The following is a 26947-nucleotide window of genomic DNA, read 5'->3' as shown; positions in this document are numbered from 1 at the left end:
AGCACGACCGTCACTTCGGGGTGACCACCTTGTAGTTCTTGGGCACCTGGGCGTCCGGCCGGCGCAGGTAGAGGGGGCGGGGCGCCTCCAGCTCCTCGCCCGCGGCGAGTTTCTCCGCGGCCAGGGAGGCCAGCGCGGCGGCCGACAGGTGCTCGGGCTCGCGGGCGTCCGGGAAGGCGTCGGGGTAGAGCAGCGCGCCGGCGCCGACCGCGGGCAGACCACGCAGGTCCAGGTCCCCCGGCCGGTCCACGGCGGGCTCGGTGACCCGCGTGCGGGCGTTGTCGTAGCGCGCCCAGTAGACCTCCTTGCGGCGCGCGTCCGTCGCCACGACGAAGGGCTCGTCGAGGCCGGAGGCGTAGGCGAGGCCGTCGAGGGTGCACAGGCCATGTACGGGCACCCCGAGGGCGAGCCCGAAGGTGTCGGCGGTCATCAGGCCGACGCGCAGCCCGGTGTAGGGGCCGGGGCCCACGCCGACGACGATGCCGGTGACGGCGTCGAGCCGCGTGCCCGCCTCGGCGAGGACCCGGTCGACGGCGGGCAGCAGCAGTTCCCCGTGCCGACGCGCGTCCACCTGGCTCGACGAGGCGACGACGGACGTCCCGTCGTGCAGGGCGACGGTGACGGCGGGGGTGGCGGTATCCAGAGCGAGCAAGAGCACGCAAACAGCCTACGGCGCCCGAGCGCAACGCACGGCCGACCCGGTCTGCCGTACACCTGCTGCTACCGTCACAGCAAAGACGTACGAGTACACCCGCGCAGGGGTTCGAGAGGTGGGCACAGGTGGCTAAGGGCAGCTCGGGATTCGTGGCCGGGCTCACCGTGGCGGCCGTCGCCGTGGTCGGCTTCCTCGCCTTTCAGGCGTCGGCGAACGTGCCGGACACACTGGGCAGGTCGGCCACCTCCAAGTCCCCCTCGGCGGTGAAGTCGAAGGCACCCCGCGACAAGAAGAACCCGGTGGCGCTGCCCGCGGACTCCGGCAAGGGCGAGCGGGTCGTCTACTCGATCGACGACGACCGGGTGTGGCTGGTGGGCGCGAACAACAAGGTCCAGCGCACGTTCAAGGTCACGCCGGGCACGGTGGACCCGCTGCCCGCCACCTACGCGGTGACCTCCCGTTCCAACGCCGTCTCCGGCTCCGACGGCACCCCGATCGAGCACGTCGTGCGGTTCGCTTCGAACGAGGGCGTCACGATCGGCTTCAGCGCCGCGGTCGACGGCTCGACACCCGCGCCCGTGCCCACCAAGAAGCTGGGCGGCATCCGCGAGTCCCGCGCGGACGGCGACGCGATGTGGGAGTTCGCGACGATCAGCCAGAAGGTCGTCGTCATCAACTAGAGGTCAGCGCCCACCAGGAACCAGGAAGCAGCGCCCGTCAGGAACCAGGGGCCGGCGCCCGTCAGGAACCAGGGGCCGGCGCCCGTCAGGCCGCTTCGGGGCGCCGGAGCTCCACGGGCTTCACCGCGGACACGGACACGGGTGCGGGCGCGCGTGGCGGCGTGGAGACCGCCCGCGCCGCGGCGCACGACGCCAGCAGGTCCCGCATCGACACCCCGGCGCTCGCGCGCGGCGGCGCCTCGTCTCGTTCCGAAGCCGGCATGGACGCCTCCTGAGGGCCGGGGGCGGACGTAGTTAGGTAGACCTAACTACGAACTGGATACCATGTGACCACGCCGGGGACGCCGCACGCAACATCTTGCCGACGGCTTGTCGGAACGTTAGGTCGAACATACGAACACCGGGCGTACCGGAGTGACGGAAGTGCCTGGAGTCAGCGCCTGTGACTGCCGGTGGCTTCCGATGACTATTGGTGACTGCTGGTGACTGCTGGTGACTGCTGGTGATCGCCGTGCGATCAGGCGGAGAGCACGCCCAGATCCACGGTCGCCCACCGCTCCCCGAGCCCCGTGACCGTGACATGCCGTACCTCGTCGGTGGTGTCACCGACGGCACGGTGGATGACGACGTTCAGCCGGTCGTCGGTCAGTTCCTCGACCTTGCCCTCGCCCCACTCCACGACGATCACCGAGTCGGACAGCGAGACGTCGAGGTCGAGGTCCTCCATCTCGTCGAGTCCGCCGCCCAGGCGGTACGCGTCCACGTGGACCAGGGGCGGACCGTCACCGAGGGAGGGGTGTACACGCGCGATCACGAAGGTCGGGGAGGTGACCGCGCCCCGGACCCCGAGCCCCGCGCCGAGGCCGCGCGTCAGTGTCGTCTTGCCGGCGCCCAGCTCCCCGTTGAGCATCACGAGGTCGCCCGCGCGCAGCAGTTTGGCCAGCCGGTGGCCCAGCTCCCGCATCTGGTCGGGAGCGTTGACGATCAATTCGACGGACACGATCTCACCCGGGTTGCGCGCTGCTGCTGGTGCTTCCATAGCCACCCACGGTAGCTCCTGCGGGGACCGCACCCGAGCGCATGAGGAGGTCGGCGAGGCGGTCCGTGACCACCTCGGGGTGTTCCAGCATCACGAGGTGTCCGGCGTCCGGCACGAGCACCAGCTCCGCGTCCGGCAGCAGGTCGGCGATCGCCTCACTGTGCTCGCTCGGGGTCACCAGGTCCTTGACGCCGGCGAGGACGAGCACCGGCAGCTCCGTGAAGCTGGCCAGCGCCGCCGTCTTGTCGTGGTCGGTGAACGCCGGGTAGAACTCGGCGACCACGTCGATCGGCGTGCCCTCGATCATCCGCTCGGCGAACCGCTCGACCGCCGGATCGACGTCCCGGGACGCGAACGAGTACCGCTTGATGATCCCCGCGAACAGGTCGGCCGTCGCCCGCCGCCCCCGCTCCACCAGCTCGGCCTGCTGCCCCAGCGCCTTCAGCACCTGGGGCAGGACGCGCCGCACGACGTTGACGCCCGCGACGGGCAGCCCGAAGTTGACCTCGCCGAGCCGCCCCGACGACGTACCCACGAGAGCGACGCCGACGACGCGGTCGCGGATCAGCTCGGGGTACCGGTCGGCGAGGGCCATGACCGTCATGCCGCCCATGGAGTGCCCGACGAGCACGATCGGCCCCTCGGGCACGGCCGCGTCGATGACGGCCTTGAGGTCGTTTCCGAGCTGATCGATGGTGACGGGGGACCCGTCCTGCACCTGGGCGACCCCGCGCCCGGACCGCCCGTGGCTGCGCTGGTCCCAGTGCACCATGCGCACCACACCCTGCAACGCGGCCCGCTGGAAGTGCCACGAGTCCTGGTTGAGGCAGTAGCCGTGACTGAAGACGACGGTGACCGGGGCCGGGGCCTTGCGCCCGAACAGCCGGCGGCGGCGCGGCGCGAGCGTGGCGTCCGGCTCGACGTCGTCGACCTCGTAGTACAGCGCGGTGCCGTCGTCCGCGTACGCCTTGGCGGGGGTGCCGCGCAGCGTGCCGTACGGTGCCGCCGAGTCGAGCGCGAGCCTGGCCTTGCGGCGCATGCCGCGGCCGACGGTGAGCCGCTCGATGGCGACACCGGCGGCGGCACCCGCGGCCACCACGCCTATCGCGGCGCCCGCGATCCCGGCCCTGCGCCAGTTCCCGGCGGCGGAGGCGGCCGAGGCCGCGCTCGCGACGGCCGCCGCGACCTCCACGGCCTCCGCGCTGCTCTCGCTCACGTCCCGCTCCTCCTCGCCAGGCGGCTTCGCTCGTCGTGTCGTGTACACATGGTCGTTCACATGACCCGGGTCAGCGTGATCGACTACCGACTACCTGTTCGCTTCCCCGTCTTGTTGGTTATTCACCTTCACGTAGACGCGCGGCACGCGGGTTCCGATCCGGGTCACGATTTCGTACGCGATCGTGCCCGCCGCCTTCGCCCAGTCCTCCGCCGTGGGCTCCCCGCGGTCGCCGGGGCCGAAGAGCACCGCCTCCGCGCCCGCCCCGGGCTCGTCGCCGCCCAGGTCGACCACGAACTGGTCCATCGCGATCCGCCCCGCGACCGTCCGCCACTTGCCGCCGATCAGGACGGGCCCGGAACCGGAGGCGTGGCGCGGGATGCCGTCCGCGTAGCCGACGGGGACGAGGCCGAGGGTGGTGGCGCCCGGGGTGACGTAGTGATGCCCGTAACTGACGCCGTGACCGCCCGGTACGTGCTTCACCAGCGCGAGGGACGCGGCGAGCGTCATGACCGGGCGCAGCCCGAAGTCGGCGGGGACGCCCAGCTCGGGGCTGGGCGAGATGCCGTACACCGCGATCCCCGTACGGACGAGGTCGAAGTGACTGTCCGGCAGGGTCAGCGTGGCGGGCGAGTTGGCGATGTGCCGCACCTCGGGGCGCACGCCCTGCCGCTCCGCGTACGCCACCATCTGGCGGAACAGGGCGAGTTGGGCCTCGATGGAGGGGTGCCCGGGCTCGTCCGCGCAGGCGAGGTGCGACCAGAGGCCGGTGACCCGGACGAGCCCCGCGGCCTCGGCGCGCAGCGCCTCGGCGACGAGCCCCGGCCAGTCCTCCGGCTGGCAGCCGTTGCGCCCGAGCCCGGTGTCGGCCTTCAGCTGGACACGCGCGGGCGCGCCCGCTCCGGCCGCCGCCTCGACGACCTCGCGCAGCGCCCACAGCCCGCTGACGCCCAGGTCGATGTCGGCGTCGATCGCCTCGCGCCAGGGGCCGCCGGGGACCCAGAGCCAGCACATGATGCGCCCCGGCAGCCCGGCCGCGCGCAGTGCGAGGGCCTCCTCCGGCGTGGCGGTGCCCAGCCAGGTGGCACCGGCCTCGACGGCGGCGCGGGCACACGGAATCGCCCCATGGCCGTACGCGTCGGACTTCACCACGGCCATGAGGGCCGCGGCGGGCGCGTGGGCGCGCAGGGTCCGCACGTTGGCCCGCAGGGCCGCCAGGTCGATCTCGGCGCGGGCGCGCAGGGGCGCTGTCTCTCTTGTCGTCATCGCGCCCCCAGTGTCTCAGAGGGGTACGACAGGCCCCGAGCGCCGTGGCTCTCGGCCGCTCGCCCCGCTCATGTGCCGGCCCTGCGCCCCCACACGTACACCCGGTCGTTCTTCTTCAGCACGCCCCACAGCGTGCGGGCGTCGGCGAGCCGCAGGTTCACGCAGCCCCAGGAGCCGTTGGGGTTGTAGATGTCGCCGTAGACGGCGTGGAAGGCCTGGCCGCCGCTGAAGAACTGGCTGTACGGCATGGGGGTGTTGTAGATCGTGGACACGTGGTTCTTGTGCTTCCAGTAGACCGTGAACCACCCGGTCCTGGTGCGGTACCCGGCGCGTCCGCTGCGCATCGGCACGGGCCCGTAGACGACCTTCTGCCCCTTCTGCACCCAGGTGAGCTGACGCGCCAGGTCGACGCAGGCGACGCGGTACGTGCGCACCGGGCACTTCCCGGCGGCGTTCGGGTTCTTCCGGGCGGACAGGAGCTGCATGTGGGCCCAGGTGACGGGCCCGGCGTAGCCGATGGCGGGCTTGATCTTGTAGCGGGTCTGGAAGGCGCGGACGGCGACGCAGTCGGCGCCGGACTGCTTCCCGTCGACCTTGAGCTTCAGCCACCGCTCGACCTGACGCTGGTAGGGGCCGGTGCGCTTGCTGCACGCCTGCTGCGCGACGGCGTCGCCGAGGGGGACGTACTCGACGAGGGCGTCGGCCCCGCGGGCGGCGTCCCGCGGCTCGCCGGCGTCCTCTTCGGCATGGGGTGTGTACACCTGGGGCGGGAGGGCCTGGTCGGGCGTGTCGACCTGCCAGGGCTGCTGGGGGCCCGGGGGCACGCCCGGGACGAGTGCGGCGAGTTCGCTGCCCGGGCCGGGGGCGGGGGGTGGCGGCGGCTGGGCGACGGCGCCGCACGCGGTCAGTGCGGGGAGCGCGGTGGCCACCGCGAGCAGTCCCGCGGCACCGCGGCACGCCATTCGTGTGCTGATCATGCAATCAGCGAACGCGGCGGGGCGGGGCGCCGGGGGAAGCCGCGCGGCGATGTCACCCATACGCAGCCGTACACCCCGCCGGACGCCGCTCCCGGCGACCTGCGCGGCCAAGTACGTACGCCCCGGCCGCCGAGTCGGCCACACGCACGGCACGGCCCCGCACGCACGACACGGCCCCGCACGTACAGCCCGGCCACCGCCGCAACCGCCTGCCCAGCCACGCACGTACGGCCCGGCCGGCACCGCAACCGCCGGCCAGGCCGCCCGCCTACCGCTCAGCCCCCGCTCAGGGCGCCCGCTCAGCGGCATGCCTACCGCGCGGCCTCCGCCCAGGCCGCCCGCTCAGTCGCGCACGTCGCGTCAGTCGCGCACGTCGCGCCAGGCCTCCGGGATCGTCTCCGCCAGGTCGTGGGCCCCCATCGGGGCTCCGTCCGCCGCGTACCGCCCCGCGAGCCCGTGCAGGTACGCCGCCACGCTTCCCGCGTCCAGAGCCGGGAGTCCCGCCGCCAGCAGCGACCCCGCCAGCCCGGACAGCACGTCCCCGCTCCCCGCGGTGGCCAGCCAGGACGTGCCCGTCGAATTCACCCGTACGGCCCCGCCCCCCGAGTCCGCCACCAGCGTCGTGGACCCCTTGAGGAGCACCGTCGCTCCATAACGCCCCGCCAGTTCCCGTACCGAGACGAGCCGTGCCCGCTCGACCTCCTCGCGCGACACCCCGAGCAGCGCCGCCGCCTCCCCCGCGTGCGGAGTCATCAGCGTGGGCGCCGTACGGCCGCGTACGGCGTCCCGGCCGGCCAGCCGGAGCCCGTCCGCGTCCACCAGCACGGGCACGTCCGCCGCCAGCACCTCCGCGACCACCGGCGCGTCGTCCCCGGCGCCGGGCCCCACGACCCAGGCCTGCACCCGCCCGGCCTGCTTCGGCCCCTTGTCGGACACGAGCGTCTCCGGGAAGCGGGCGAGCACGGCGTCCCCGGCCGGCCCGACGTACCGCACGGCACCCGCCCCGCCGCGCAGCGCGCCGGCCACGGCGAGCACGGCCGCGCCCGGGTACCGCGCCGACCCGGCCGCGATCCCGACGACACCCCGCCGGTACTTGTCGCTCTCGGCCCCCGGCACCGGCAGCAGCCGCGCCACGTCCGCGTGCTGCAACGCCTCCAGGTCGGGCCCGTCGGGCAGTTCGAGCCCGATGTCCACGAGCCGCACGGAACCGGCGTACTCCCGCGCCGGATCGATGAGCAGCCCCGGCTTGTGCGTCCCGAAGGTCACGGTCAGGTCGGCCCGCACGGCCGCGCCCGGCACCTCGCCGGTGTCGGCGTCGACGCCACTGGGCAGGTCGACGGCGACGACGGCCGCCCCGGACCGCTCGACGGACTCGGCCAGGAGCGCGGCGTCCGGCCGCAGTCCGCCCTTGCCGCCGATGCCGACGATGCCGTCGACCACGAGGTCGGCCCGCCGGATCAGCTCCTCGGCGGGGCCGGTCCCCGTCACGCTGCCGCCCGCCCGGCGCAGCGCCGCCAGCCCTGAGGCGTGGGCGCGCCCGGCCGCGAGCAGCACCGCCGTGACACCCGCTCCGCGCCGGGCCAGCCGGGCTCCGGCATACAGGGCGTCCCCGCCGTTGTCCCCGCTGCCCACCAGCAGCACGATCCGCCGCCCGTACACCCGGCCGAGCAACTGGGCGCAGGCCGCGGCCAGTCCCGCGGCGGCGCGCTGCATCAGCGCCCCCTCCGGAAGCCTCGCCATGAGCGAACGCTCCGCCGACCTCACCGTCTCCACGCTGTACGCAGTACGCATGCCCCCGAGTCTCCCGCACGGCCGGGCGAAGCGCGCGATGTCACCCCTCGGCCACCACCACCGCCGAAGCCACCCCCGCGTCATGACTCAGCGACACGTGCCAGGACTGCACGCCGAGTTCGGCGGCCCGTGCCGCGACCGTGCCCGTCACGCGCAGCCGCGGCCGGCCGCTGTCCTCGACCCAGACCTCCGCGTCGGTCCAGTACAGGCCCCCGGGGGCGCCGAGGGCCTTGGCGACCGCCTCCTTCGCCGCGAACCGGGCCGCGAGGGAGGCGATGCCCCGGCGTTCGCCGTTCGGGAGCAGCAACTCCCGTTCCAGGAACAGGCGGTCGGCCAGTCCAGGCGTCCGTTCCAGCGACGCCCGGAACCGGTCGATCTCCGCCACGTCGATACCGACCCCGATAATGCTCATGCCCGCACCCTACGGCGACGTACGGGCCCTTCCGGGCGACCCCGCCCGCTCACGCCACGGCGAACTCGCCGCACACACCGCTCACGCCGCTCACGCCGCTCACGTCACAGCGACCACGCCGCACACGCCACAGCGACCACCGCCGCCCGCACCGCGGCGCCCCCGCCGCTCACTCCACGGTGACCGACTTCGCCAGGTTCCGCGGCTGGTCCACCTCGTTGCCGCGCGCCGTCGCCAGCTCGCACGCGAAGACCTGGAGCGGCACCGTGGCGACGAGCGGCTGAAGGAGCGTGGGCGTCGCCGGGATCCGGATCAGATGGTCGGCGTACGGCACCACCGTCTCGTCGCCCTCCTCCGCGATCACGATCGTGCGCGCACCCCGCGCCCGGATCTCCTGGATATTGGAGACGATCTTGTCGTGCAGCACGGACCGTCCGCGCGGGGACGGCACCACGACCACCACCGGCAGATCCTCCTCGATCAGCGCGATCGGCCCGTGCTTCAGCTCGCCCGCCGCGAAGCCCTCGGCATGCATGTAGGCGAGTTCCTTGAGCTTCAGGGCGCCCTCCAGGGCCACCGGATAACCCACGTGCCGCCCCAGGAACAGCACCGTCTTCTTGTCGGCGAGCGAGCGCGCCAGCTCCCGCACCGGCTCCATGGTCTCCAGGACCCGCTCGACCTCGTTCGAGATCCGGGACAGGTCGCGGATCACGGCCTGGATCTCGTCGCCCCACTTGGTGCCCCGCACCTGGCCCAGGTACAGCGCCACCAGATAGCAGGCGACGAGCTGCGTCAGGAACGCCTTCGTGGACGCCACCGCGACCTCGGGCCCGGCGTGCGTGTACAGCACCGCGTCCGACTCGCGCGGGATCGTCGAGCCGTTGGTGTTGCAGATCGCCAGCACCTTGGAGCCCTGCTCGCGGGCGTGCCGGAGCGCCATCAGCGTGTCCATGGTCTCGCCGGACTGCGAGATGGCGATGACCAGCGAGCGCGCGCCCAGGATCGGGTCCCGGTAGCGGAACTCGCTCGCCAGCTCGACCTCGCACGGGATCCGCGTCCAGTGCTCGATGGCGTACTTGGCGATCAACCCGGCGTGGAAGGCCGTACCGCACGCCACGATCACGACCTTGTCGACCTCGCGCAGCTCGGCGGCCGAGATCCGCAGCTCGTCGAGCGTCAGCGAGCCGGCCGCGTCGATACGGCCCAGGAGCGTGTCGGCGACCGCCTTGGGCTGCTCGGCGATCTCCTTGAGCATGAAGTAGTCGTAGCCGCCCTTTTCCGCCGCCGAGGCGTCCCAGTCGACGTGATAGGAGCGCACGTCGGCGGGTCGGCCGTCGAAACCGGTGACCGTCACCCCGTCCCGGCGCAGCTCCACCACCTGGTCCTGGCCCAGCTCGATCGCCGACCGCGTGTGGGCGATGAACGCGGCCACGTCCGAGGCGAGGAAGGCCTCGCCGTCCCCGACGCCCACCACGAGCGGCGAGTTCCGCCGGGCCCCCACGACCACGTCCGGCTCATCGGCGTGCACCGCGACCAGCGTGAACGCGCCCTCCAGGCGCCGGCACACCAGCCTCATCGCCTCCGCCAGATCGGCGCTCGCCGAGAACTCCTCGGCGAGCAGATGCGCGACGACCTCGGTGTCCGTCTCGGAGGCGAGGTCGTGGCCCCGCTCGGCCAACTCGGCCCGCAGCAGGGCGAAGTTCTCGATGATCCCGTTGTGCACGACGGCGACGCGGCCCGCGTTGTCGAGGTGCGGATGCGCGTTGGCGTCCGTCGGCCCCCCGTGCGTGGCCCACCGGGTGTGCCCGATGCCCGTCGTACCGGCCGGCAGCGGCCGTTCGACCAGTTCCTTCTCCAGATTGACCAGCTTGCCGGCCTTCTTGGCGGCCGCCATCCCACCGTCCGCCGGCACGGCGACGCCCGCCGAGTCGTACCCCCGGTACTCGAGCCGCTTCAGTCCGGCCATCACGACATCGAGCGCCGACTGCGACCCCACGTATCCCACGATTCCGCACATGAGCGGCAGCCTAGGCGCCGAGAGCCGCCCGAACACGGCAGTCCGTGCCCGAAATCGGAAATTCTCACCGGGGTACGGCCGCCCCGCCGAGCCGTACCCCGGCACCCGAGCCTCCTGAGCGACCTTCCAGCCGCTCCACGCTCACTCCCGGCTCACACCCGCCTCACTCCCGGTCCCCACGCGCGATCCGGTCGATCGCGTCCTGCACCATGCCGAGGTACTCGACCTCCTCGCAGCGCGGCTTGCTGCCCAGCTCGTACAGGGCGAGACAGTCGTTGAGGTCCTCCCCGAGATCCTCGTCCGGCAGATCGGTGGCGAGTTCGCTGCACACCTTTCCGGCGAGATCGGGCTGCGGGCACGCGGGTGTACGGCGTAACAGATCGCGGATGTGCACATCACGGATACGCATGGCAGAAGCCACCCCAACCCCCCGGTCGTTCCAGGAGGCGGCTCGCTCCCGGATGGCGGGAAGCTATCCCCGTCCGCCACCGCGGTCCATACCTGGCGCACAGCTCTCACCAAGACGAGGGTGACGCACCCCACCCGCCGCTCCGTTCAAACTCCCGTAACAATGGACTGTGATCTCTCCGGTCTCCTCGATACCCCGGAGCGCCCACCGGTCCAGGCCGGAGGCGACTCCCTACCTCGACCTCACCCGTGCCGAGTGGAGCGCTCTGCGCGAAAAGACGCCGCTCCCGCTGAACGCCGAGGAGGTCGAGAAGCTGCGCGGCCTGGGCGACGTCATCGACCTCGACGAAGTACGGGACATCTATCTGCCGCTGTCGCGCCTCCTCAATCTGTACGTGGGAGCGACCGACGGCCTGCGCGGCGCGCTGAACACCTTCCTCGGCGAGCAGGGCTCCCAGTCCGGCACCCCGTTCGTCATCGGGGTCGCCGGCTCGGTGGCGGTCGGGAAGTCCACCGTCGCCCGCCTTCTCCAGGCCCTCCTGTCCCGCTGGCCCGAACACCCGCGCGTCGAACTGGTGACGACGGACGGGTTCCTCCTCCCCACCAAGGAGCTCGAGGCCCGCGGCCTGATGTCGCGGAAGGGATTCCCCGAGTCGTACGACCGCCGCGCGCTCACCCGCTTCGTCGCCGACATCAAGGCGGGCAAGGACGAGGTGACGGCCCCGGTCTACTCCCACCTGATCTACGACATCGTCCCCGGCCAGAAGCTCACGGTCCGCCGCCCGGACATCCTGATCGTCGAGGGCCTGAACGTGCTCCAGCCCGCCCTGCCGGGCAAGGACGGCCGCACCCGCGTCGGACTCGCCGACTACTTCGACTTCAGCGTGTACGTCGACGCCCGCCCCGAGGACATCGAGCGCTGGTACCTGAACCGCTTCCGCAAGCTGCGCGCCACCGCCTTCCAGAACCCGTCCTCGTACTTCCGCAGGTACACCCAGGTCTCCGAGGACGAGGCGCTCGACTACGCGCGCACGACCTGGCGGACCATCAACAAGGTGAACCTGCTGGAGAACGTGGCCCCGACCCGCGGCCGGGCCGCCCTCGTCGTCCGCAAGGGCCCCGACCACAAGGTGCAGCGCCTGAGCCTGCGCAAACTGTGACGGCTACGCTGCGGCCATGCTGCACCTGCGTCTGATCACCCCGTCCGGCACGACCGACGACGTGGTCCGTCTGATCGAGAGCACGGTCGGCACCACCCACCTGGTCGTGCTGCCGGGCGCCGCCCGCAACCCCGCGGGAGATGTCGTGATGTGCGACGTCGCCCGCGAGGCCGGCGACGAACTGATCGCCGGGCTCCGCCGGTTGGGCCTCGACAGGACCGGCTCGATCGCCGTCGAGAACATCGACCTGTCGCTGTCGAAGCGCGCCGCCGACGCGGAGGACGAGGCACCGGGCGAGGGCGCGGACGCGGTGCTGTGGGAGCACCTGGAGGGCGCGACGCACGAGGAGTCGACGCTGTCGATAACGTACGTCGCCTTCCTCACGCTCGCCACGATGATCGCGGCCTGCGGGGTCGTCCTCGACAACGCGATCCTGATCGTGGGCGCGATGGCGGTGGGCCCGGAGTTCGGCCCGCTGGCGGGCTTCTGCACGGCCCTGGTCCAGCGGGCCCCGCGCCTCGCCCTGCGCTCGCTGGTCGCGCTCCTGGTGGGCTTCGCGGTCGCCCTGCTGGTAACGGTCGGCTTCACGTACCTCATGGACGCGGTGGACCTGTTCAGCGCGGTCAAGCTGGACGCCGAGCGCCCGAACACCAACTTCATCTACCGGCCCGACGCGTTCTCCTTCGTCGTGGCCGTCCTCGCGGGCGTCGCCGGCACCCTCTCCCTCACCTCGGCGAAGTCGGGGGCCCTGGTCGGCGTGGCGATCTCGGTGACCACGGTCCCGGCCGCCTCGAACGCCGCGGTCGCCTTCGCGTACGGCGAGTACCACCAGGCCTGGGGCTCCACCGAGCAACTGCTCCTGAACCTGCTCGGGATCGTCCTCGCGGGCACCCTCACCCTGCTGGCCCAGAAGTACTTCTGGACCAGGCAGCGGCAGCGCCACAACGCCGGTCGGCCGAGCACCCCTTGAGGGGGGCGGGGAACCGCGCGACCAGTCACGCACGGCCGCGGCTCCCCACCGGCACAACCCCCGGCCGCTACCCGAGCGCGGACTTCACCGCGTCGGCGAGCCGCCCCGCGACCGACCGCGCCTGCTCGATGTCAGCCGCCTCCACCATGACCCGCACCAGCGGCTCGGTCCCCGACGGACGCAGCAACACCCGCCCGGTGGCACCCAGTTCACGCTCGGCCTCGGCCACCGCGGTGGCCAGCTCGGCGGAGGTCTTCACCCGCGCCCTGTCGACGTCCGGAACATTCACGAGCACCTGCGGCAGCCGCTCCATGACGGACGCGAGGTCCTGGAGCGTACGGCCCGTCTGCGCGACCCGCGCCGCCAGCAGCAGCCCGGTCAGCGTGCCGTCACCGGTGGTCGCGTGGTCCAGGATGATGACGTGCCCGGACTGCTCGCCGCCGAGGGCGTAGCCGTGCTCCTTCATCTCCTCCAGGACGTAGCGGTCGCCGACCGCGGTCTGCACGAAGGACAGCCCCTCGCGTTCCATGGCCAGCTTGAAGCCCAGGTTGGACATGACCGTCGCGACAACGGTGTCGGAGCGCAGTGCGGAACGCTCCCGCATCGCCAGCGCGAGTACGGCCAGGATCTGGTCGCCGTCCACCTCGGCACCAGTGTGGTCCACGGCGAGGCAGCGGTCGGCGTCACCGTCGTGCGCGATACCGAGATCGGCGCCGTGCTCGACGACAGCGGCCCGGAGCTTCGCCAGGTGCGTGGAGCCGCAGCCGTCGTTGATGTTGAGCCCGTCCGGCTCGGCACCGATCGTGATGATCTCGGCCCCGGCCCGCGTGAACGCGTCGGGCGAGACCCGGGCGGCGGCACCGTGCGCCTCGTCGAGGACGACCTTGATCCCGTCGAGCCGGTTCGGAAGCACGCTCATCAGATGGGCGACGTACTGGTCGGCGCCTTCGCCGTACGACGTCACGCGGCCGACGCCCGCACCGGTGGGCCGGTCCCAGGGAGCGCCGGTGCGGTGCTCCTCGTAGACGGCCTCGATCCGGTCCTCGAGATCGTCGGCCAGCTTGTGACCACCACGGGCGAAGAACTTGATGCCGTTGTCCGGCATGGCGTTGTGGCTGGCGGAGAGCATCACGCCGAGGTCGGCGCCCAGCGCGCCGGTGAGGTGCGCCACCGCGGGGGTGGGCAGCACACCGACAAGCAGGACGTCCACGCCCGCGCTGGCCAGGCCCGCGACCACGGCGGCCTCCAGGAACTCCCCGGACGCGCGCGGATCCCGCCCGACGACCGCCACCGGCCGGTGGCCCTCGAACGTGCCCGCCTCGGCCAGTACGTGTGCCGCCGCGACAGAGAGGCCGAGCGCGAGCTCAGCCGTCAGATCCGCGTTGGCGACACCGCGCACGCCGTCCGTGCCGAAGAGTCGTCCCACTGGTGTCCTCCGAACATTCGCAATTCTCGAAGAAGCCTGAAGAGGCTTGAAGAGACTCAGGAAACCGACAAAGGGTCAGTTTCGATAAGCATCCAATCACGCAAGCCTTTGAGCGCCTTGTGTCGTTATACGCCCCTGGCCGTGATAAACGAACGCCCCGGCGGCACACAGCGTGCCGCCGGGGCGAACGGTCGTACGAAGCAGGCAGCGATTAGCGCTTGCTGTACTGCGGGGCCTTACGGGCCTTCTTGAGACCGGCCTTCTTGCGCTCGACCGCACGGTCGTCGCGCTTGAGGAAGCCGGCCTTCTTGAGCGCGCCGCGGTTGTTGTCGACGTCGGCCTCGTTCAGCGCACGGGCGACACCCAGACGGAGCGCACCGGCCTGACCGGAGACACCGCCACCCGAGATACGGGCGATGACGTCGTAGCGGCCCTCGAGCTCGAGCACCTTGAAGGGCTCGTTGACTTCCTGCTGGTGCACCTTGTTGGGGAAGTAGTCCTCAAGGGTGCGGCCGTTGATCTTCCACTTGCCGGTGCCCGGGACGATCCGGACGCGGGCGATGGCGTTCTTGCGACGGCCCAGGCCGGCGGCCGGCTGCGGCTCGCCGAAGCGGGACGCCACCGACTCGGAGGTGTACTCGCCCTCGACGGGGACCTCGGACTCGGTGGTGTAGCTCTCGATGTCGACAACCTCGGTCTCTTCGACCGGCTGCTCAACGGTGGTCTCGGCCACGATTCTCCTCAGATTCTGTTCAGTCTTAGGGGGTGGCCGGAACTACTGCGCGACCTGGGTGATCTCGAACGGCACCGGCTGCTGGGCAGCGTGCGGGTGCTGGTCGCCCGAGTAGACCTTCAGCTTCGAGAGCACCTGACGGCCCAGGGTGTTCTTGGGGATCATGCCCTTGATGGCCTTCTCGACGGCCTTCTCGGGGTTCTTCGCCAGCAGCTCGTCGTAACGGACGGAGCGCAGACCACCCGGGTAACCGGAGTGGCGGTACGCCAGCTTCTGGGTCTTCTTGTTGCCGGAGAGGTGGACCTTGTCCGCGTTGATGATGATGACGAAGTCACCAGCGTCGACGTGCGGCGCATAGATCGGCTTGTGCTTGCCCCGCAGAATGTTCGCGGCAGTGGTCGCCAGACGGCCCAGGACGACATCCTGGGCGTCGATGACGTACCACTGGCGAGTAATGTCGCCGGGCTTGGGGCTGTACGTACGCACGGTCGTAGCCTTCGCTTCTTCAGTGAGTGGGTCCTGACATGGCCACCACGGACGATGTACGACAGCCCTGGCGGACCTCGGTGACGCAACCGAGTCCTGCCGCTGGTCATCGGCCCGGTGGACCGGTGTAAGGGCCCCTCACGTGAGAATGAGCAAGCCAATACACATAACGAACATGCAGGATACCTGCGGTGCCCCGGATGGGTCAAAACGGGGGACAGCAGGAGGCGCATGTCGCTTATCAGGGTACCTGGCCCGCTTCCCGTTGCACCAACCACCCGGAGATGTCTTTTTTGCCCGTGTGCAGTCAGGTCAGGCCAGGGAATCACGTGCCTTCCGAAGCGGAACGGCATCCCCCGAGCCCCGTCTAAGATGCGGCCCATGAGCTATGGGCAGGGGGAGCCCCCGTGGGATCCCTGGAAACCGGGTTCCCAGCAACCACAGTGGGGCAACCAGACCGATCAGACTCCGGACTGGGCGGCGCTCGCCGAAGCGTCCGAGTCGCGCAACAAACGCCGTCGACTGCTGCTGATCGTCGGCGGTGCCTTCGCCACGGTCGCGATCGGTGCCGCCGTGGCGGTGGCCGTGGTGTCCGCCAATGACGGCACCGAGGCCTCGAACAAGCCCGCCAACCTGCCGGCCACGGCGGACATCCCGAGCAGCAGCACCGCTCCGGCCCCGTCGTTCGACCCGACGACGGCCCCACCCCCGCTGGATCCGAAGGACTTCATCTCCAGCGCCAAGAAGGACACGGCCCCGCTCAGCCCGGACATCCTCTTCCCGAGCACCGAGCTGACGATCGGCGGCCGCGCCTACCAGAAGGGCGCCACGGCCTCCACGACGAACTGCGCGTCGGCCGTGCAGGGCACGCTTCCGCAGGCCCTCACCAGCAACGGCTGCACCCGCGTCATGCGCGTCACCTACTCCGGCAAGGGCGGCGTGGCGGTGACGGTGGGCGTGGCCGTCTTCGACACCGAGGCCAAGGCGAGCAAGGCGAAGACCGCGGCGGACAACAAGAGCATCATCACCTCGCTGCCCGGCCAGGGCGTCGCCGCCTTCTGCCGTACGGCGGTCTGCCGCTCGACCACCAATGCCTACGGCCGCTACGCCTACTTCACGCTGGCCGGCTTCACGAACGGCAAGGACGTGACGGAGAAGGACGCCGCGGTCTTCACGACCGGCGACGACCTCGCCGAGTACACGTTCCGCCAGATCCGCCAGCGCGGCGAGGCCCAGGCCTCGGCGGCCGCCAACAAGTAGAACCTCAGCAGCACCCCGCCGCGGGCAGTGTCCGCTTGTTCCGTGCCTCTTTGTTGCGCGCGGCCAGCAGCTCGTCGGCGGGGTAGCCGACTTCTTCGAGCGTCAGCCCGTGCGGCCGTACGACATGCACGGCCGAGTCGCGCACACCCACGGCGAGCACCTTCCCCGGCCAGTCGGGCCCGCGGTGCCCGTCCCCCACGAACAGCAGCGCCCCGATCAGCGAGCGCACCATGTTGTGGCAGAACGCGTCGGCGCACACGGTGGCGGTGATGACCCCGTCGTCGCCGCGCACGAGGCTCAGCTCCTGGAGCGTACGGATGGTGGTCGCGCCCTCGCGCTTCTTGCAGTAGGCGGCGAAGTCGTGCTCCCCGACGAGCCGTCGGGCGGCCTCGTTCATGGCGTCGACGTCGAGCGGCCAGTCGTGCCAGAGGACGTGACTGCGCAGAAGGGGGTCGACGCCGCCGGTGTTGTCGGTGACGCGGTAGGCGTAGCGCCGCCAGATGGCCGAGAACCGCGCGTTGAACCCGCTGGGCGCCTCGGTCAGCGACCACACCCGCACATCCTTGGGCAGTCGCCCCGCGAGCCGCTTGAGCAGCTTCTCCTGATGCTCGGCCCACAGCTCCCCGGGCAGATCGACATGCGCCACCTGCCCCCGCGCGTGCACACCGGCGTCGGTGCGTCCGGCGACGGTCAGCTCGTACGTGGTCTCGCCCGACCGCGTCACCGTCCGCAGCGCATCCTCGATCTCGCCCTGTACGGTCCGGCGCCCCGCGGCCTGCTTGGCCCACCCCGAGAACTCGGTCCCGTCGTACGACAGGTCCAGCCGCACCCGTACGAACCCGGGCTGTACTTCATCACTCACACGTAGATCCTTCTCAGGGCCAGAACGTCTCCACAACGGGAAAGCGGGCCCGCCCCGAAGGGCGGACCCGCTCAACGCAAGGCAGAGCCTCAGGCGTCCTTCGACTCCTCGGCGGCCTCGTCGGCCGGCTTGGTGTCCTCGACGACCTCGGCGGGAGCCTCGGTCTTGGCCTCGGCGTCCTTGGCGGAACGCTTGGTGGCGGCCTCGGCCTCACCCGTGGCCTGCTGAGCGACCGTCAGCGCCTCGACCAGCTCGATGACAGCCATGGGCGCGTTGTCGCCACGGCGGTTACCGATCTTGGTGATGCGGGTGTAGCCACCGGGACGGTTCTCGTAGCGCGGGCCGATCTCGGTGAAGAGCGTGTGCACGACGCTCTTGTCCGTGATCACCTGGAGCACCTGGCGGCGGTTGTGAAGGTCACCCTTCTTCGCCTTGGTGACCAGACGCTCGGCGTACGGGCGCAGGCGGCGGGCCTTCGCCTCGGTGGTGGTGATGCGGCCGTGCTCGAAGAGCGACTTCGCGAGGTTCGCGAGGAGCAGCTTCTCGTGCGCGGCGCTGCCGCCCAGACGGGCACCCTTGGTGGGCTTCGGCATGGTGTTTCTCCTAGGTGTCTGCCCCGGCCGTATCAGGTACCGAGGTCAGTGTCCGAGCGGGCGATTGCCCGTCGGAGATCCGGGGGCAGCCTCGTAGAGGCGCCCCCGGAAGGGGCGCGGGGAACTGCGCGACAAGCCACAGCGCACCCGCACCCGAGAACCGGCAGCCGGTCCCGAGCTCTTAGTACTGCTCGGTCTCGACGAACCCGGCGTCCGCGTCGTCGTCAGCGCCAAAGGCGTCGGCGGCGGCGGTCGGGTCGAATCCGGGCGGGCTGTCCTTGAGGGCCAGGCCCATGCCGGCCAGCTTCGCCTTGACCTCGTCGATGGACTTCGCACCGAAGTTGCGGATGTCCAGGAGGTCGGCCTCGGAGCGGGCGACGAGCTCACCCACGGAGTGGATGCCCTCACGCTTGAGGCAGTTGTACGACCGAACGGTGAGCTCCAGCTCCTCGATCGGCAGCGCCAGATCGGCGGCGAGGGCGGCGTCCGTCGGGGACGGGCCCATGTCGATGCCCTCGGCGTCGATGTTGAGCTCGCGGGCCAGACCGAACAGCTCGACCAGGGTCTTACCGGCCGACGCCATGGCGTCACGGGGACGCATGGCCTGCTTGGTCTCGACGTCGACGATCAGCTTGTCGAAGTCGGTGCGCTGCTCGACACGGGTCGCCTCGACCTTGTACGTGACCTTCAGCACCGGCGAGTAGATCGAGTCGACCGGGATGCGCCCGATCTCCTGACCGACCTGCTTGTTCTGAACGGCGGAGACGTAGCCGCGACCGCGCTCGACGGTCAGCTCCATCTCCAGCTTGCCCTTGCCGTTGAGCGTGGCGAGGACGAGGTCGGGGTTGTGCACCTCGACACCGGCCGGGGGCGCGATGTCGGCGGCGGTGACCAGACCCGGACCCTGCTTGCGCAGGTACATCACGACCGGCTCGTCGTGCTCCGAGGAGACGACCAGCTGCTTGATGTTGAGGATGAGGTCGGTGACGTCCTCCTTGACACCCGGCACGGTGGTGAACTCGTGCAGAACGCCGTCGATGCGGATGGACGTGACCGCCGCACCCGGGATCGAGGAGAGGAGCGTACGACGCAGGGAGTTGCCGAGGGTGTAACCGAAGCCCGGCTCCAGCGGCTCGATCACGAACCGGGAGCGGAATTCGTCGACGACCTCTTCGGTCAACGAGGGACGCTGAGCGATCAGCATGTGTGAATCAGATCCTTCTTTCGTGGACGCCCGCTATTTGACGCCCGACGGAACCGCACGATGCACGGTGCGGGTATTGCAAGGGTACGGGCGGCACCGCTCCGAAGAGCCGTACCGCCCGGAACCTCAAGACAACCGAGCCTCAGACGCGGCGGCGCTTGGGCGGACGGCAACCGTTGTGCGGGGTGGGGGTGACGTCCTGGATGGAGCCGACCTCGAGGCCAGTGGCCTGGAGGGAACGGATCGCGGTCTCGCGGCCGGAGCCCGGACCCTTGACGAAGACGTCAACCTTGCGCATGCCGTGCTCCTGCGCGCGGCGGGCGGCCGACTCGGCGGCCATCTGCGCGGCGAAGGGGGTGGACTTGCGCGAGCCCTTGAAGCCGACGTGGCCGGCGGAGGCCCAGGAGATCACGTTGCCCGAGGGGTCCGTGATCGAGACGATCGTGTTGTTGAACGTGCTCTTGATGTGCGCGTGGCCGTGAGCGACGTTCTTCTTTTCCTTGCGGCGCACCTTCTTGGCAGCGCCCTGACGACCCTTGGGGGGCATCTATAACTCCTACGGGGAGGTGGTCGGTCCTACAGCGAAGACCGCTGGTTCGCGGCACTCCGGGGCGAGCCCCGAATTCCGCAGCGTCCGCTGAGGACTACTTCTTGCCCGGCTTCTTCTTACCGGCGATGGCGCGACGCGGGCCCTTGCGGGTACGCGCGTTCGTGCTGGTGCGCTGACCGTGAACGGGCAGGCCACGGCGGTGACGCAGACCCTGGTAGCAACCGATCTCCACCTTGCGGCGGATGTCGGCCTGAACCTCGCGACGGAGGTCACCCTCGGTCTTGAAGTTGTTGTCCACGTACTCGCGGATCCGGACCAGCTCCTCCTCGGAGAGGTCACGGACGCGGGTGTTCGGGTTGACGCCGGTCTCGGCCAGCGTCTTCTGCGAGAGGGTCCGGCCGATGCCGAACACGTAGGTGAGGGCAACCTCCACGCGCTTTTCACGCGGGATGTCAACACCGGAAACGCGTGCCATTCAATGGCTCCAGTTGTCGTTCGGAGGTCTTCCACAGAACCGGCTCCCGGCCGCCGTACTAGGTACGAACCGGGTCCCCGGCCTCCGACCGGGGGTATCGGACGCGAGTGTTCTCAATGAACGCCCAGGTCCGGGATCTGCGTATGAACATGTACTACTTGCGTCGCGCGAAGTTCTGCGGATGCAGAGGGTGCGGTCGTGCGTCAGCCCTGGCGCTGCTTGTGGCGCGGGTTGTCGCAGATGACCATGACCCGGCCGTGACGGCGGATCACCCTGCACTTGTCGCAGATCTTCTTGACGCTCGGCTTGACCTTCATTGGGTGAGGTTCTCCGGGTCAGTGCCACCACCCCGCCAGAAGCGGGGCACAGGCAAGATCTACTTGTACCGGTAGACGATCCGGCCACGCGTCAGGTCGTACGGAGACAGCTCCACCACGACCCGGTCGTCAGGGAGGATGCGGATGTAGTGCATACGCATCTTGCCGCTGATGTGTGCCAGAACCTGGTGGCCGTTCTGGAGCTCAACCTTGAACATGGCGTTCGGCAGAGACTCAACGACAGTGCCCTCGATCTCGATGGCACCTTGCTTCTTGGCCACGCTTCGCCTTTCGAATCGACTACCTTGATCGACTTCGTACGAGCGCATGCAGGCATGCGGGTGCACGAGAGCCGACGAGTCAGTCTACGTCAGCGCACTCCGAAAGACGAATCGAGGGAGAATGCCCAGCTACGGAGATCATTAACCGAGAGCGCCCCTAGGCGTACCTATGCGAGCGGGTCCGGCGCCGCCGTGATCCCGTACTCCGCGAGCTTGGCCTTGCCGCCGTCGGGGGCGGTGAGGACCAGCGGGCCCTCCTCCGTCAGCGCCACCGAGTGCTCCCAGTGCGAGGACCACGTGCCGTCGGTGGTGATGACGGTCCAGTCGTCCTCGAGCACCTCGGTCTTCGGTGTGCCGAGGGACACCATCGGCTCGATCGCCAGGCAGAAGCCGGGCACCAGCTTCGGACCCTTGCCGCGCCGGCGCTCCACATAGTTCAGCAGGTGCGGGTCCATGTGCATCTCGGTGCCGATGCCGTGGCCGCCGTAGTCCTCGACGATCCCGTACTTGCCGCCGCCCGGCTTCGGCTGGCGGCGGATGTACGTCTCGATGGCACGGGAGACGTCGACCAGGCGGTTGCCCTGCTTCATCGCCGCGATGCCCGCCCACATCGACTCCTCCGCCACCCGGGAGAGCTCGACCAGCTCCGGAGCGTGGCCGGAACCCACGAAGGCGGTGTAGGCGGCGTCGCCGTGCCAGCCGTCGATGATCGCGCCCGCGTCGATGGAGATGACGTCGCCGTCCTTCAGGACGGTCTTGTCGTCCGGGATGCCATGGACGACGACCTCGTTGACCGAGGTGCAGATCGTGGCGGGGAAGCCGCCGTAGCCGAGGAAGTTCGACTTGGCACCGTGCTCCGCGAGCACCTTGCGGGCGACCTCGTCCAGGTCCTTCGTGGTGGCGCCGGGCACGGCCGCCTCACTGGTGGCCGCATGGACGGCGGCCACGACCAGCCCCGCCTCACGCATCTTGGCGATCTGCTCGGGGGTCTTGATCTGCACCATGAGGTCCTGCGCTCTCCGTCTTCTCGGTCTTCTGACCCGTCGGCCGCGCACCTCGCCGCCGGCGGCCACGTCATGCCGTCGCTCTGCCTACACAACAGTACGGCCGCGGCACCCCTACGGGCACCGCGGCCGAACAGGTGTGACGCCTACTTGCTGGCGTCCTCGCGCTTGAGTGCGTCCATCGCGCGCTGGGTGACCTCTTCCACCGGACCGAGCGCCGAGATCGTCACGACCAGGCCCTGCGCCCGGTAGTAGTCGATGATCGGCTCGGTCTGCGTGTGGTAGACCTCCAGCCGCCGGCGGACGGTCTCCTCGGAGTCGTCGTCACGCTGGTACAGCTCGCCGCCACAGACGTCGCAGACGCCTTCCTGCTTCGGCGGCTTGTACGAGACGTGGAAGACGTGCGCCGAGTCGTTGCGGCAGATGCGGCGGCCGGCGATGCGCTTGACCACCTCGTCCTCGGGGACCTCCAGGTCCAGCACGGCGTCCAGCTTCATGCCCTCGGACTTCAGCATCTCGTCCAGCGCCTCGGCCTGCTTGACGTTGCGCGGGAAGCCGTCGAGGAGGAAGCCGTTCACCGCGTCGGGCTGCTCCATGCGGTCCTTGGCCATCGCGATGGTGACCTCGTCCGGCACCAGGTTGCCCTCGTCCATGTAGGACTTGGCCAGCTTGCCGAGCTCGGTCTGCTGGCTGATGTTGGCCCGGAAGAGGTCGCCCGTGGAGATGTGCGGGATTCCCAGGTTCTTGGCGAGGAACGCGGCCTGCGTTCCCTTCCCTGCACCCGGCGGCCCGACGAGGACGATTCGCATCAGCGGAGGAACCCTTCGTAATTGCGCTGCTGAAGCTGGCTCTCAATCTGCTTCACCGTCTCGAGGCCCACACCCACGATGATCAGGATGCTGGTACCACCGAACGGGAAGTTCTGGCTTGCCCCGAAGCCAACCAACGCCATCGTCGGTACGAGAGCGATCAGACCCAGATACAGCGAACCCGGCCAGGTGATCCGGTTGAGCACGTAGCTGAGGTACTCAGCGGTCGGTCGGCCAGCCCGGATGCCCGGGATGAAGCCACCATACTTCTTCATGTTGTCCGCGACTTCCTCGGGGTTGAACGAGATCGCCACGTAGAAGAACGCGAAGAAAACGATCAGCAGGAAGTAAGCCGTGATGTAAATCGGGTGGTCGCCCTTGGTCAGGTTCTGTTCGATCCAGCTCTTCCAGCCGGAGGTGTCCTTGGAGAACTGCGCGATCAGGGCGGGAATGTAGAGCAGCGACGACGCGAAGATGACAGGAATCACACCTGCCTGGTTCACCTTCAACGGGATGTAGGTGGACGTACCGCCGTAGGACCGGCGGCCGATCATGCGCTTCGCGTACTGCACCGGGATACGGCGCTGGGCCTGCTCGACGAAGACCACCAGACCGACCATGACCAGGCCGACCGCGATGACGGTGCCGAACTCGATCCAGCCGTCGGCCAGCGAGCCCTGCTGCTTGATCGCCCACAGCGCGGACGGGAAGCTCGCGGCGATCGAGATGAACATCAGGATCGACATGCCGTTGCCGATACCGCGGTCGGTGATGAGCTCACCGAGCCACATCACGACAGCCGTACCGGCGGTCATGCAGATGACCATCGTGATGGTGGTGAAGATCCCCTGGTCGGGGACGATCTGGTTGCCCACCGGGCAGGTGCCGAACAGCGCCCCGCTGCGAGCGGTCGCCACCAGGCCGGTGCCCTGAAGGATGGCCAGGGCGACCGTCAGATAACGGGTGTACTGCGTGATCTTCGCGGTTCCCGCCTGTCCCTCCTTCTTGAGGGCTTCGAGACGCGGGATCACCACGGTCAGCAGCTGCAGAATGATGCTCGCCGTGATGTACGGCATGATGCCGAGCGCGAAGATCGTGATCTGCAGCAGCGCGCCACCACTGAACATGTTGACCAGACCGAACAGGCCCTGGTTGCCCTTCGACGCTGAGTCGATGCAGGTCTGGACGTTCTTGTAGTCGACGCCCGGGATCGGAATGTGCGTACCGAGGCGGTACACGACGATGATCGCGAGCGTGAAGAGCAGCTTCTTGCGCAGGTCGGGCGTCCTGAACGCCCGGGCGAACGCGGTGAGCACGGTGCCTCCTGCGACCCCCGCGCTACTGCGTCAAGGGTGACGGTCTTGAGGTTCGACGGATACAGACGAATACGTAACGGTCAACTGGCGCTCTGCGTGCCCCCGATTGGAAACATGCAGTGAAAGTTGGCAGTGCAAGCCACCTTACCGGCGAGACCGCCCCCTAGGAACGACCAACCGGGGATACCCCTTTTGTGGGTATCCCCGGTCGGGATCGCTCAAGTCATCGAGGCGCCTGAAGGACTCAGACGAGCTCGGTGACGGTACCGCCGGCGGCGGTGATCTTCTCCTTGGCGGAGCCGGAGACGGCGTCGACCGTCACCTGCAGCGCCACGGAGATCTCGCCCTGGCCGAGGACCTTGACGAGGCTGTTCTTGCGAACGGCACCCTTGGCGACGAGACCCTCGACGGTGACCTCGCCACCCTCCGGGTACAGCGCCGTCAGCTTGTCGAGGTTCACGACCTGGTACTCGGTCCTGAACGGGTTCTTGAAGCCCTTCAGCTTCGGGAGGCGCATGTGGAGGGGCATCTGCCCACCCTCGAAGCGCTCCGGAACCTGGTAACGGGCCTTCGTGCCCTTGGTACCACGACCGGCCGTCTTACCCTTCGACGCCTCACCACGGCCCACACGGGTCTTCGCGGTCTTGGCGCCCGGGGCGGGACGGAGGTTGTGGATCTTGAGCGGGTTGTTCTCCGCCATGATCAGTCGACCTCCTCAACCGTCACGAGGTGGCGGACGGTGTGCACCATGCCGCGGAACTCAGGGCGGTCCTCCTTGACGACCTGCGTGTTGATGCCCTTGAGACCAAGGGAACGCAGGGTGTCGCGGTGGTTCTGCTTGCTGCCGATGTACGACTTCGTCTGCGTGATCTTGAGCTGAGCCATGATTACGCACCCGCTCCCGCACGTGCACGCAGGAGAGCCGCGGGGGCGACGTCCTCGAGGGGCAGACCACGGCGAGCCGCGATCTCCTCGGGACGCTGCAGACCCTTGAGGGCCGCCACGGTCGCGTGCACGATGTTGATCGCGTTGGACGAGCCGAGCGACTTCGACAGGATGTCGTGCACGCCGGCGCACTCGAGAACCGCACGCACCGGGCCACCGGCGATAACGCCGGTACCGGGGGAAGCAGGCTTGAGCAGGACGACGCCCGCGGCCTTCTCGCCCGTGATCGGGTGCGGGATGGTGCCCTGGATACGGGGGACCTTGAAGAAGTGCTTCTTGGCCTCCTCAACACCCTTGGCGATGGCGGCCGGCACCTCCTTGGCCTTGCCGTAACCGACACCTACGGTGCCGTCACCGTCGCCCACCACGACCAGCGCGGTGAAGCTGAAGCGACGACCACCCTTCACAACCTTGGCGACGCGGTTGATCGCGACGACGCGCTCAACGTACGCGGTCTTCTCGGCGGCAGCAGCGCCGCCGTCACGGCCCTTCCGGTCCCGCCGCTCGCCGCCACCGGCACCGCTTCCGCGGCGCTGGGGTCCAGCCATTGGAATTACCTCTCTCTGTTTCCGCTAGCTACGGAACCGACTCAGAACTTGAGTCCGGCTTCGCGGGCGGCGTCCGCCAGAGCGGCAATGCGCCCGGCGTACTGGTTTCCACCACGGTCGAATACGACAGCCTCGACACCGGCGGCCTTGGCACGCTCGGCGACCAGGGCGCCGACCGACTTGGCCTGCGCCGACTTGTCGCTCTCGCCGCCGCGGATCGTCGTGTCCAGGGTCGACGCCGACGCGAGGGTGTGACCCTTAACGTCGTCGATGACCTGGGCCACGATGTGGCGGTTGGAGCGCGTCACGACCAGGCGAGGACGCTCAGCCGTACCCGAGATGTGCTTACGGATCCGGATGTGACGACGCTTGATGGCAGCACGCTTGTAAGCGTCGCCCTTAGCAATCTTGACACCGTATGCCATGGCTTACTTACCCGCCTTTCCGACCTTGCGGCGGATGACTTCGCCTTCGTACTTGACGCCCTTGGCCTTGTACGGGTCGGGCTTGCGCAGCTTGCGGATGTTGGCCGCAACCTCGCCGACCTTCTGCTTGTCGATGCCCTCGACCGAGAAACGAGTGGGGGCCTCCACCTTGAAGGTGATGCCCTCGGGGGCCTCGACGGTGATCGAGTGGCTGTAGCCGAGCGAGAACTCCAGGTTGGAGCCCTTCGCCAGGACGCGGTAACCGACACCGCTGATCTCGAGCTTCTTCACGTAACCCTGGGTCACGCCGGTGATCATGTTCGCCACCAGCGTGCGGGACAGGCCGTGGAGGGCCTTGTTCTGACGCTCGTCGTTCGGGCGGGTGACGTTCAGAACGCCGTCCTCGCCCTTAGCGATCTCGATCGGCGCCGCAATGGTGTGGGAGAGAGAGCCCTTGGGGCCCTTCACCTGGACCGTACGGCCGTCGATGGTGACGTCCACGCCGGCGGGAACCGTGATGGGGAGCTTGCCAATACGCGACATAGCTGTTTCCTCCGTTCCCTTCCGTTACCAGACGTAGGCGAGAACTTCTCCGCCTACGCCCTTCTTGCCGGCCTGCTTGTCGGTGAGGAGCCCGTGCGACGTGGAGATGATCGCCACGCCGAGGCCGCCCAGCACCTTGGGCAGGTTGGTGGACTTCGCGTACACCCGGAGACCGGGCTTGGAGATCCGCTTGATGCCCGCGATGGAGCGCTCACGGTTCGGGCCGAACTTCAGCTCGAGGACGAGGTTCTTGCCGACCTCGGCGTCCTCGACCTTCCAGCCCGTGATGAAGCCCTCCTGCTGGAGGATCTCCGCGATGTGCGACTTGATCTTGCTGTGCGGCATACCCACGGTGTCGTGGTACGCCGAGTTCGCGTTACGCAGACGCGTAAGCATGTCTGCGATCGGATCAGTCATGGTCATGAATTGGCCTTCGGCCTCTCTCGCCGGGGTTTCCTGTATGCGCCATCCCTCTCCCCACTCATGGGCGGGACGGGTGCGGTGCGGGGACCTACGGCGTAGTAAGTCGTACGGGCGTCAGGCGCCCAACCCTCCTAGCCTAAGCCATGGAGAGGTGGG

33 protein-coding genes are annotated in these 26947 nt (G+C 69.4%); 4 read left to right on the top strand and 29 right to left on the bottom strand.

Annotation, left to right across the window (positions count from 1 at the left end; genetic code table 11):
• Positions 1-10 precede the first annotated feature (10 nt).
• Positions 11-658, bottom strand: a complete 648-nt coding sequence (gene tsaB / locus SAVERM_RS25650) for a tRNA (adenosine(37)-N6)-threonylcarbamoyltransferase complex dimerization subunit type 1 TsaB (RefSeq protein ID WP_010986378.1) — start codon at positions 656-658, stop codon at positions 11-13.
• A 122-nt stretch (positions 659-780) separates the two neighbouring features.
• On the opposite strand from tsaB, the gene SAVERM_RS25645 reads away from it, so the two are divergent.
• A complete protein-coding gene (locus SAVERM_RS25645; protein ID WP_010986377.1) occupies positions 781-1335 on the top strand; it encodes a hypothetical protein in 555 nt (184 codons plus the stop codon).
• 85 nt (positions 1336-1420) lie between these two features.
• Here SAVERM_RS25645 and SAVERM_RS43400 read toward each other — a convergent pair whose 3' ends face one another.
• From SAVERM_RS43400 to SAVERM_RS43115, 9 genes are all read right to left on the bottom strand, one after another.
• Positions 1421-1597, bottom strand: a complete 177-nt coding sequence (locus tag SAVERM_RS43400; RefSeq protein WP_010986376.1) for a hypothetical protein — start codon at positions 1595-1597, stop codon at positions 1421-1423.
• A gap of 255 nt (positions 1598-1852) precedes the next feature.
• On the bottom strand, positions 1853-2374 hold the full coding sequence (gene tsaE, locus SAVERM_RS25640) for a tRNA (adenosine(37)-N6)-threonylcarbamoyltransferase complex ATPase subunit type 1 TsaE (protein WP_078234501.1): 522 nt from the start codon (positions 2372-2374) through the stop codon (positions 1853-1855).
• Positions 2340-3590 (bottom strand): alpha/beta fold hydrolase, encoded by a 1251-nt coding sequence (locus SAVERM_RS25635; protein ID WP_010986374.1) that lies wholly within the window; start codon positions 3588-3590, stop codon positions 2340-2342. The genes tsaE and SAVERM_RS25635 overlap by 35 nt, the downstream gene beginning before the upstream one ends.
• Positions 3591-3680: 90 nt before the next feature.
• Positions 3681-4856 carry an alanine racemase gene (gene alr / locus SAVERM_RS25630; protein WP_010986373.1) on the bottom strand — a complete coding sequence of 392 codons (1176 nt, stop codon included), beginning with the start codon at positions 4854-4856 and terminating at the stop codon, positions 3681-3683.
• A 68-nt stretch (positions 4857-4924) separates the two neighbouring features.
• Positions 4925-5833 (bottom strand): L,D-transpeptidase family protein, encoded by a 909-nt coding sequence (locus SAVERM_RS25625; protein WP_237528890.1) that lies wholly within the window; start codon positions 5831-5833, stop codon positions 4925-4927.
• A gap of 360 nt (positions 5834-6193) precedes the next feature.
• Positions 6194-7624, bottom strand: coding sequence for a bifunctional ADP-dependent NAD(P)H-hydrate dehydratase/NAD(P)H-hydrate epimerase (locus SAVERM_RS25620; RefSeq protein WP_010986371.1), 1431 nt, complete (start codon positions 7622-7624; stop codon positions 6194-6196).
• A 40-nt stretch (positions 7625-7664) separates the two neighbouring features.
• A complete protein-coding gene (locus SAVERM_RS25615) occupies positions 7665-8036 on the bottom strand; it encodes a holo-ACP synthase (RefSeq protein WP_010986370.1) in 372 nt (123 codons plus the stop codon).
• Positions 8037-8205: 169 nt separating this feature from the next.
• Positions 8206-10053, bottom strand: a complete 1848-nt coding sequence (gene glmS, locus SAVERM_RS25610) for a glutamine--fructose-6-phosphate transaminase (isomerizing) (RefSeq protein WP_010986369.1) — start codon at positions 10051-10053, stop codon at positions 8206-8208.
• A 163-nt stretch (positions 10054-10216) separates the two neighbouring features.
• Positions 10217-10462, bottom strand: a complete 246-nt coding sequence (locus SAVERM_RS43115; RefSeq protein ID WP_042493562.1) for a hypothetical protein — start codon at positions 10460-10462, stop codon at positions 10217-10219.
• Positions 10463-10631: 169 nt separating this feature from the next.
• Between SAVERM_RS43115 and coaA the strand changes: the two genes are divergently transcribed.
• Both coaA and SAVERM_RS25595 read left to right on the top strand, forming a co-directional pair.
• Positions 10632-11621 (top strand): type I pantothenate kinase, encoded by a 990-nt coding sequence (coaA, locus tag SAVERM_RS25600; RefSeq protein WP_010986367.1) that lies wholly within the window; start codon positions 10632-10634, stop codon positions 11619-11621.
• Positions 11622-11637: 16 nt separating this feature from the next.
• A complete protein-coding gene (locus SAVERM_RS25595; RefSeq protein ID WP_010986366.1) occupies positions 11638-12591 on the top strand; it encodes a DUF389 domain-containing protein in 954 nt (317 codons plus the stop codon).
• 67 nt (positions 12592-12658) lie between these two features.
• On the opposite strand, the gene glmM is transcribed toward SAVERM_RS25595, so the two are convergent.
• The 3 genes from glmM to rplM form a co-directional block, all read right to left on the bottom strand.
• Complete coding sequence (glmM, locus tag SAVERM_RS25590) at positions 12659-14017, bottom strand: phosphoglucosamine mutase (RefSeq protein ID WP_010986365.1); 1359 nt, start codon at positions 14015-14017, stop codon at positions 12659-12661.
• A gap of 211 nt (positions 14018-14228) precedes the next feature.
• Positions 14229-14750, bottom strand: coding sequence for a 30S ribosomal protein S9 (gene rpsI, locus SAVERM_RS25585; protein ID WP_010986364.1), 522 nt, complete (start codon positions 14748-14750; stop codon positions 14229-14231).
• Between the two features lie 42 nt (positions 14751-14792).
• Positions 14793-15236 carry a 50S ribosomal protein L13 gene (gene rplM / locus SAVERM_RS25580; protein WP_010986363.1) on the bottom strand — a complete coding sequence of 148 codons (444 nt, stop codon included), beginning with the start codon at positions 15234-15236 and terminating at the stop codon, positions 14793-14795.
• Positions 15237-15617: 381 nt separating this feature from the next.
• Here rplM and SAVERM_RS25575 point away from each other — a divergent pair, with 381 nt between their 5' ends.
• Positions 15618-16496 carry a hypothetical protein gene (locus tag SAVERM_RS25575; RefSeq protein WP_037647923.1) on the top strand — a complete coding sequence of 293 codons (879 nt, stop codon included), beginning with the start codon at positions 15618-15620 and terminating at the stop codon, positions 16494-16496.
• 4 nt (positions 16497-16500) lie between these two features.
• Here the strand turns inward: SAVERM_RS25575 and truA are convergent, their stop codons facing one another.
• The 16 genes from truA to rpsH all read right to left on the bottom strand — a co-directional run bounded on the left by truA (position 16501) and on the right by rpsH (position 26791).
• Entirely contained in the window at positions 16501-17358 is an 858-nt protein-coding gene (gene truA / locus SAVERM_RS25570) for a tRNA pseudouridine(38-40) synthase TruA (RefSeq protein ID WP_010986361.1), read from the bottom strand.
• A gap of 89 nt (positions 17359-17447) precedes the next feature.
• Positions 17448-17951, bottom strand: coding sequence for a 50S ribosomal protein L17 (gene rplQ, locus SAVERM_RS25565; RefSeq protein WP_010986360.1), 504 nt, complete (start codon positions 17949-17951; stop codon positions 17448-17450).
• Positions 17952-18132: 181 nt separating this feature from the next.
• Positions 18133-19155: a DNA-directed RNA polymerase subunit alpha gene (locus SAVERM_RS25560; protein WP_003966937.1), complete on the bottom strand. Its 1023-nt coding sequence runs from the start codon at positions 19153-19155 to the stop codon at positions 18133-18135.
• A 142-nt stretch (positions 19156-19297) separates the two neighbouring features.
• Complete coding sequence (gene rpsK, locus SAVERM_RS25555) at positions 19298-19702, bottom strand: 30S ribosomal protein S11 (protein WP_003956432.1); 405 nt, start codon at positions 19700-19702, stop codon at positions 19298-19300.
• Between the two features lie 97 nt (positions 19703-19799).
• Positions 19800-20180: a 30S ribosomal protein S13 gene (rpsM, locus tag SAVERM_RS25550; protein ID WP_010986359.1), complete on the bottom strand. Its 381-nt coding sequence runs from the start codon at positions 20178-20180 to the stop codon at positions 19800-19802.
• 203 nt (positions 20181-20383) lie between these two features.
• Positions 20384-20497 (bottom strand): 50S ribosomal protein L36, encoded by a 114-nt coding sequence (gene rpmJ, locus SAVERM_RS25545; RefSeq protein ID WP_003974245.1) that lies wholly within the window; start codon positions 20495-20497, stop codon positions 20384-20386.
• Positions 20498-20556: 59 nt separating this feature from the next.
• Positions 20557-20778, bottom strand: a complete 222-nt coding sequence (infA, locus tag SAVERM_RS25540; RefSeq protein WP_003948620.1) for a translation initiation factor IF-1 — start codon at positions 20776-20778, stop codon at positions 20557-20559.
• Positions 20779-20945: 167 nt separating this feature from the next.
• On the bottom strand, positions 20946-21782 hold the full coding sequence (gene map / locus SAVERM_RS25535; protein WP_010986358.1) for a type I methionyl aminopeptidase: 837 nt from the start codon (positions 21780-21782) through the stop codon (positions 20946-20948).
• Positions 21783-21928: 146 nt separating this feature from the next.
• Positions 21929-22591 (bottom strand): adenylate kinase, encoded by a 663-nt coding sequence (locus tag SAVERM_RS25530; protein WP_010986357.1) that lies wholly within the window; start codon positions 22589-22591, stop codon positions 21929-21931.
• Positions 22591-23907 carry a preprotein translocase subunit SecY gene (gene secY / locus SAVERM_RS25525; protein ID WP_010986356.1) on the bottom strand — a complete coding sequence of 439 codons (1317 nt, stop codon included), beginning with the start codon at positions 23905-23907 and terminating at the stop codon, positions 22591-22593. Before secY ends, SAVERM_RS25530 begins: the two co-directional genes overlap by 1 nt.
• 244 nt (positions 23908-24151) lie before the next feature.
• On the bottom strand, positions 24152-24607 hold the full coding sequence (gene rplO, locus SAVERM_RS25520; RefSeq protein WP_010986355.1) for a 50S ribosomal protein L15: 456 nt from the start codon (positions 24605-24607) through the stop codon (positions 24152-24154).
• Between the two features lie 2 nt (positions 24608-24609).
• A complete protein-coding gene (gene rpmD, locus SAVERM_RS25515; RefSeq protein WP_005481207.1) occupies positions 24610-24792 on the bottom strand; it encodes a 50S ribosomal protein L30 in 183 nt (60 codons plus the stop codon).
• 2 nt (positions 24793-24794) lie between these two features.
• Positions 24795-25400, bottom strand: a complete 606-nt coding sequence (rpsE, locus tag SAVERM_RS25510) for a 30S ribosomal protein S5 (RefSeq protein ID WP_006376045.1) — start codon at positions 25398-25400, stop codon at positions 24795-24797.
• A gap of 41 nt (positions 25401-25441) precedes the next feature.
• A complete protein-coding gene (gene rplR / locus SAVERM_RS25505) occupies positions 25442-25825 on the bottom strand; it encodes a 50S ribosomal protein L18 (protein ID WP_010986354.1) in 384 nt (127 codons plus the stop codon).
• A 3-nt stretch (positions 25826-25828) separates the two neighbouring features.
• On the bottom strand, positions 25829-26368 hold the full coding sequence (gene rplF / locus SAVERM_RS25500; protein ID WP_010986353.1) for a 50S ribosomal protein L6: 540 nt from the start codon (positions 26366-26368) through the stop codon (positions 25829-25831).
• Between the two features lie 24 nt (positions 26369-26392).
• Positions 26393-26791: a 30S ribosomal protein S8 gene (gene rpsH, locus SAVERM_RS25495; protein ID WP_010986352.1), complete on the bottom strand. Its 399-nt coding sequence runs from the start codon at positions 26789-26791 to the stop codon at positions 26393-26395.
• Positions 26792-26947 lie beyond the last annotated feature (156 nt).

Origin of the sequence: Streptomyces avermitilis MA-4680 = NBRC 14893, from assembly GCF_000009765.2 — a bacterium.
Lineage (GTDB): Bacteria > Actinomycetota > Actinomycetes > Streptomycetales > Streptomycetaceae > Streptomyces > Streptomyces avermitilis.
The sequence above is the reverse complement of the archived record's forward strand: the minus strand, read 5'-3'. Positions and strand labels throughout refer to the sequence as shown.